Here is a 6,195-nt window from a genome sequence, read left to right on the forward strand (position 1 = left end):
CGGTCAGCCCGGCGGTGGCCAGCCGTCCGCGCAGGAAGCCGCGCAGGTCGTCCGGGCCCGTGACGGCGTGCGCGGCGGCGGCCGGTTCCAGCCCGCCCGAGTGCGCGTGGCCGCCGGCCGGCAGGCGCGCGTCGGCCAGCAGCAGCAGCGCGGCGGGGACCTGCTCCATCAGAACAGGAAGTACCGCTGCGCCATGGGCAGCTCGGCGGCCGGGGCGGGTTCGATCTCCTCGCCGTCCACCGAGACGGTGAAGGTGTCGGGGTCCACCTCGATGCGCGGCAGCGCGTCGTTCAGCGGCAGGTCGGCCTTGCCGAGCCGCCGGGTGTCGCGGACCGGGGCGAACCGGCGCCGCACCGCCAGCCGGTCCGGCAGCCCGTCGTCGAGCGCCGCCTGCGCCACGAAGTGCAGGGACGTGGCGGCCGCGGCGGCGGGGGAGGCCCCGAACATCGGACGCGGCAGCACCGGCTGCGGGGTCGGGATGGAGGCGTTGGCGTCGCCCATCGCCGCCCACGCGATCATCCCGCCCTTGACCACGGCGTGCGGGCGCACCCCGAAGAACGCCGGATCCCACAGGACCAAGTCGGCCAGCTTGCCCGGCTCGACCGAACCGATCTCCCCGTCCAGGCCGTGCGCGATCGCCGGGTTGATCGTGTACTTGGCGACGTAGCGGCGGGCGCGCAGGTTGTCCGCGCCGTTGCCGGCCCCGCCGTCGCCGGGCAGGGCGCCGCGGCGGCGCTTCATGGCGTGCGCGGTCTGCCAGGTGCGGATGACGGTCTCGCCGATCCGGCCCATCGCCTGCGAGTCCGACCCGATCATCGAGATGGCGCCCAGGTCGTGCAGGACGTCCTCGGCCGCCATCGTCGTCGGGCGGATGCGGGACTCGGCGAACGCCAGGTCCTCGGGCACCGACGGGTTCAGGTGGTGGCACACCATGAGCATGTCCAGGTGCTCGTCGAGGGTGTTGACGGTGTGCGGCCGGGTCGGGTTGGTCGACGACGGCAGCACGTTCGGGTGCGCGGCGACGGTGATGATGTCGGGCGCGTGCCCGCCGCCCGCGCCCTCGGTGTGGTAGGCGTGGATCGACCGCCCGCCGACGGCCGCCAGCGTCGACTCCACGTACCCCGCCTCGTTCAGCGTGTCGGAGTGCAGCGCCACCTGCACGCCCGAGGCGTCGGCGACGCGCAGGCAGGCGTCGATCGCGGCGGGCGTGGAGCCCCAGTCCTCGTGCAGCTTGAAGCCCGCGGCGCCCGCGCGCAGCTGCTCCCACATGGCCTCGGCGGACACCGTGTTGCCCTTGCCGAGCAGCGCCACGTTCACCGGCCAGGGGTCCATCGCCTCCAGCATCCGGTGCAGGTACCAGACGCCGGTGACGGTGGTGGCCTTGGTGCCCTCGGCCGGCCCGGTGCCGCCGCCGAGCAGCGTGGTCACCCCGGCGGCGAGCGCCTCCTCGGCCAGCTGCGGGCAGATGAAGTGCACGTGGGAGTCGACGGCCCCGGCGGTGAGGATCTTGCCGTTGCCCGCCAGCACCTCGGTGGTCGGGCCGATGACCAGGTCGGGGTGGACGCCGTCCATCGTGTCGGGGTTGCCCGCCTTGCCGAGCGCGGCGATGCGGCCGTCGCGCACGCCCACGTCGGCCTTGACCACGCCCCAGTGGTCGAGCACGACGGCACCGGTGATCACCAGGTCGAGGGCGCCCTCGGCGCGGGTGGCGCGGGACTGCCCCATCGACTCGCGGATCACCTTGCCGCCGCCGAACACCGCCTCGTCCCCGGTCGCCGCGCCGTCCGGGCCGCGCGCCAGGTCCTCGGTGACCTCGATGAACAGGTCGGTGTCGGCGAGGCGGACGCGGTCGCCCGCCGTCGGCCCGTACAGCTCGGCGTAGCGGGCCCGCGACAGCTCAGCCATCGAGGGCCCCCGCCTTCTCCGCGCGCAGCCCCGGCACGACGCGGGCGCCGGCCAGCGGGACGAGCGCCACCTCGCGGGCCACGCCGGGCTCGAACCGCACCGACGTCCCGGCGGGCACGTCCAGCCGCCGCCCCCACGCCGCGTCGCGGTCGAAGTCCAGGGCGGGGTTGGCCACGGCGAAGTGGTAGTGCGAGCCCACCTGCACCGGGCGGTCGCCCGTGTTGACGACGGTGAGCGCGGTGCGCGGCCGGCCCGGGTTCAGCGGCACGGGCTCTTCGGCGGGGACGACCTGCCCGGGGATCATCGCGCCGCTCACGGGATCGGCCGGTGGACGGTGACGAGCTTGGTGCCGTCAGGGAACGTCGCCTCGATCTGGACCGACTCCAGCATCTCCGGCACCCCCTCCATGACGTCGTCGCGGGTGAGCACGGTGCGGCCGGACTCCATCAGCTCGGCCACGGTGCGCCCGTCGCGGGCGCCCTCCAGGATGTGCACCGCGATGATCGCGGTCGCCTCGGGATGGTTGAGCCGCAGCCCGCGCGCCCGCCGCTCGCGGGCCACGGACGCGGCCACATGGAGCAGCAGGCGCTCCTGCTCGTGTGGAGTGATCAGCACTCTGGGGACGGTACTGCCGGTATGACCGGTTATGGAACACGGGAATTGCCGTTTTAACATCCATTTCACGTGGGCGAACGGAATGTATGAATCGGACAGACCGTAAGCCGGTGCCGATTCGCCGGACGCCGTGCCGGCCTTCCCGGCGCCGCCCGGCACCCCGCGTAACGATCACCGCGGTCTCGACGATCAACGTTCGGAAGCAGACCGCCGCCGACCCGCCGTATGCCGCCGCGGCCGGCCTTCCCGGCCGGGACCGCGCCCGGCGATTCCCTGCCGACATAGCAGCCGACAGCGAATCCGACATCGAAGCCGACAGCGAATAACAGGCCGACCTCGACTCCCGCGCCGACACCAGCCCGACCACCGGCCCGCTTGCCGACGTCCCGCCGGGCGACACCGCGCCGACCCGGGGCCGACAGCGGGCCGGCACCGCTCTGTACGCCGCGTTCACGCGGACCCCGGGCAGCCCCCCGCCGCCTGGGCGTTCCCGGCCCTTTTCCGGAATCCCGCCAATACCGGAGAAAAGGAGATCAATGTCGATGACGACCGACTCCCGGGAGCCCGACCGAAACCCACCCGCTCCGCTCACCCGCCGCGCGTTCCTCGGCCGCACCGGCGCTGGAGCCGCGCTGCTGGCCGGCGGCCTGGTCGCCGGGGAGACGTTCGCCGGCGTCCCGGCCGGGGCGCGCACCGCGCCCGCCGGCGTGGACCCCGCCGACCTGGACCCGCTGGCCCTGCTGAAGAAGATGCTGGCCTACGACACCCAGAACCCCGGCGAGGGCGGCGTGACGCTCCCGCACGCCCGGATGCTCAAGTCGGTCTGGGAGTCGGCCGGGGTGTCCGCCGAGATCATCCCGACGCCCAAGCAGGACAACGTCCACCTGATCGCCCGGATCGAGGGCACGACGGCGGCGCCCCCGCTGCTGCTGCTCGGGCACTCGGACGTCGTTCCGGTGGAGCGCTCCAAGTGGTCGGTGGACCCGTTCGCCGGAGTCGTCCGCAACGGCGAGATCTACGGGCGCGGCGCGCTCGACATGAAGGGCGCCAACGCCGCGTTCGTCTCCGCCCTGCTGCGCCACCTGGCCGAGGGCGCCAGGTTCGACCGCGACATCATCGTCCTCACCGACTGCGACGAGGAGTCCGGCCCGTACGGGTCGCGCTGGCTCGCCGAGCGGCACTGGGACAAGGTCAACGCCGGGATGGTGCTCACCGAGGGCGGCTGGTTCCTGGCCCGCCGCGACGGGCGCACCCCCATGCTCATCACCGTGACCCGGCAGGACAAGGTCTACTTCAACCTCGACCTGGTCGCCGACGGCACCGCCACCCACTCCTCCAAGCCCGGCCCCGGCTCGGCCGTCGCCAGGCTGTCGCGCGCCGTCACCGTCCTGGACGGCTGGCTGGCGCCCGTCACCCTCACGCCCGTCACCCGCGAGTACTTCGCCGCCCTGGCCCGCGCCACCGACGACGCAGCGTTCCGCCGCGCCATCGAGCTGATGCTGGCCGCCCGCACGCAGGCCGCCCGCGAACGCGCCGCGGCCGTCGTCGTCAAGCGCAGCTCCTACCCGTGGCTGCACCGCGCCCTGCTGCGCACCACGCACGCCTTCGTCATCGAGGACGCGGGGTACAAGGAGAACGTCATCCCGTCCACCGCCACGCTGCGGATCAACTGCCGGGGCGTGCCCGGCGGGCAGCGGCCGCGCGAGTTCCTCGCCCAGGTCCGCAGGCTGCTCGACGGCCGCGACGTGGCGGTCAGGCTCGTCGGCGACGCCGGAGAGAGCGAGGAGGACGCGCTCAAGCGGCTCGACGAGACCTTCGCCAGGCCGCCGTCGTCCATCGACACGCCGCTGTTCGCGGCGATCAAGGACGCGGCCGGGAAGACCTACCCGGACGCGGTGTTCGCCCCGGCGCTGTTCGAGGCCGGGACGAGCCTGTACCCGTGGACCTCCCGGGGCATCCCCGGGTACGGCGTCTACCCCTACGTCCTGGACAACGACCAACTGGTCAGCATGCACGGCAACGACGAGCGCATCACCGTCGACGCGCTCAGGCAGGGCACCGAGTTCATGTACCGGCTGTTCGACCGGTTCCGGGTGCGCTGACCGCGCGGGGCGCCCGCCTCCTCCGGGCGCCCCGGCCGCCGGCGGACAGGGGGCCGCCACCCGCACGGGCGCCGCGGTCATGGGCGGATCGGTACCCCCGGCACCGGTTGCGGGCGCCGGGCCCGGGATGTCGGGCCGACGGATTAGACTCGCCGCCGTGGCCGGCCGGATTCGCAACGAGGACATCGCACTCGTACGGGAGCGTTCGCCGATCGCCGACGTGGTCGGGGAGTACCTCCAGCTCCGCAACGCCGGCGGCGGCAACCTCAAGGGCTTGTGCCCGTTCCACGACGAGAAGTCGCCCTCGTTCAACGTCACGCCCGCGCGCGGGCTGTGGTTCTGCTTCGGCTGCTCCAACGGCGGCGACGTCATCAAGTTCGTCCAGGAGATCGACCACCTGTCGTTCACCGAGGCGGTCGAGCGGCTGGCGGCCAAGGCCGGGATCCAGCTGCGCTACGAGGACGGCGGCCCCACCCCCCGCCGCGACGCCGGCCAGCGCGCCCGGCTGGTCGAGGCGCACCGGGTCGCCGCCGAGTTCTACGCCGAGCAGCTGGCCACGCCGGAGGCGGTCGTCGGCCGCAGGTTCCTGGCCGAGCGGGGGTTCGAGGCGGCCGACGCCGAGCACTTCGGGGTGGGCTATGCGCCGCGCGAGTGGGAGGCCCTGGTGCGGCACCTGCGCGGGCGCGGCTTCGCCGACCGCGAGCTGGTCACCGCCGGGCTGGCCAAGGAGGGGCGGCGCGGCCCGATCGACCGCTTTCGCGGCCGGCTGATGTGGCCGATCCGCGACCTGAGCGGCGACGTCATCGGCTTCGGGGCGCGCAAGCTGTACGACGACGACGGCACCGCCAAGTACCTCAACACCCCCGAGACGCCGCTGTTCCACAAGGGCTCGGTGCTGTACGGCGCCGACCTGGCCCGCAAGGAGATCGCCCGGCGCCGGCAGGCCGTGGTCGTCGAGGGCTACACCGACGTGATGGCCTGCCACCTGGCGGGCGTGCCGACCGCCATCGCCACCTGCGGCACCTCGTTCGGCGGCGAGCACATCAAGATCCTGCGCCGGCTGCTGATGGACCAGGACGAGTTCCGCGGCGAGGTGATCTTCACCTTCGACGGCGACTCGGCCGGGCAGCGGGCCGCGCTGCGCGCCTTCGAGGAAGAGCAGAAGTTCGTCACGCAGACCTTCGTGGCCGTCCAGCCCGACGGCCTCGACCCGTGCGACCTGCGCGTCCGGTACGGCGACGCGGCGGTGCGCGACCTGGTGGCCTCCCGGCTGCCGCTGTTCGAGTTCGCCATCCGCAGCCGCATCGGCGACTACGACCTGGACACCGCCGAGGGGCGGCTGGCGGCGCTGGACGCCGCCGCGCCGGTGGTGGCCTCCATCAAGGACCGGGCGCTGCGGCAGATGTACGCGATCAGCCTGGACCGCTGGCTGGGCATCATGGACGAGCAGTTCGTGCTGCGCCGCGTCCGCGAGCTGGCGGCGCGGCAGCGGCCGGCCGCGCGGACGAACGGGCGCGCCGGCGGCACCGGCGGCGGAGGCAAGTCGGATCGTAGCCATGTCGTTCTGTGAGCC

The 6,195-nt window shown here is 73.7% G+C and carries 4 protein-coding genes; 1 reads left to right on the forward strand and 3 read right to left on the reverse strand.

What is annotated here, in order from left to right; all coding sequences use genetic code 11:
• Positions 1 to 168: 168 nt before the first annotated feature.
• The 3 genes from ABD879_RS31560 to ABD879_RS31570 are packed head-to-tail and all read right to left on the reverse strand — an operon-like array spanning position 169 to position 2,520.
• A complete protein-coding gene (locus tag ABD879_RS31560; RefSeq protein ID WP_345025429.1) occupies positions 169 to 1,905 on the reverse strand; it encodes an urease subunit alpha in 1,737 nt (578 codons plus the stop codon).
• The gene (locus tag ABD879_RS31565) at positions 1,898 to 2,221 is read right to left on the reverse strand and encodes an urease subunit beta (RefSeq protein WP_425549672.1); all 324 of its coding nucleotides are present in this window, start codon (positions 2,219 to 2,221) and stop codon (positions 1,898 to 1,900) included. The genes ABD879_RS31560 and ABD879_RS31565 overlap by 8 nt, the downstream gene beginning before the upstream one ends.
• On the reverse strand, positions 2,218 to 2,520 hold the full coding sequence (locus ABD879_RS31570) for an urease subunit gamma (RefSeq protein WP_345025430.1): 303 nt from the start codon (positions 2,518 to 2,520) through the stop codon (positions 2,218 to 2,220). Before ABD879_RS31570 ends, ABD879_RS31565 begins: the two co-directional genes overlap by 4 nt.
• A gap of 542 nt (positions 2,521 to 3,062) precedes the next feature.
• Between ABD879_RS31570 and ABD879_RS31575 the strand changes: the two genes are divergently transcribed.
• Complete coding sequence (locus ABD879_RS31575) at positions 3,063 to 4,622, forward strand: M20/M25/M40 family metallo-hydrolase (RefSeq protein ID WP_345025431.1); 1,560 nt, start codon at positions 3,063 to 3,065, stop codon at positions 4,620 to 4,622.
• Positions 4,623 to 6,195 lie beyond the last annotated feature (1,573 nt).

Origin of the sequence: Actinomadura keratinilytica (assembly GCF_039539665.1) — a bacterium.
Classification (GTDB): domain Bacteria; phylum Actinomycetota; class Actinomycetes; order Streptosporangiales; family Streptosporangiaceae; genus Spirillospora; species Spirillospora keratinilytica.

What these genes read in the sequence shown, in the direction of transcription:
- ABD879_RS31560 (WP_345025429.1), bottom strand. Translation starts at nt 1,905, where the DNA reads ATGGCTGAGCTGTCGCGGGCCCGCTACGCCGAGCTGTACGGGCCGACG.
- ABD879_RS31575 (WP_345025431.1), top strand. Translation starts at nt 3,063, where the DNA reads ATGACGACCGACTCCCGGGAGCCCGACCGAAACCCACCCGCTCCGCTC.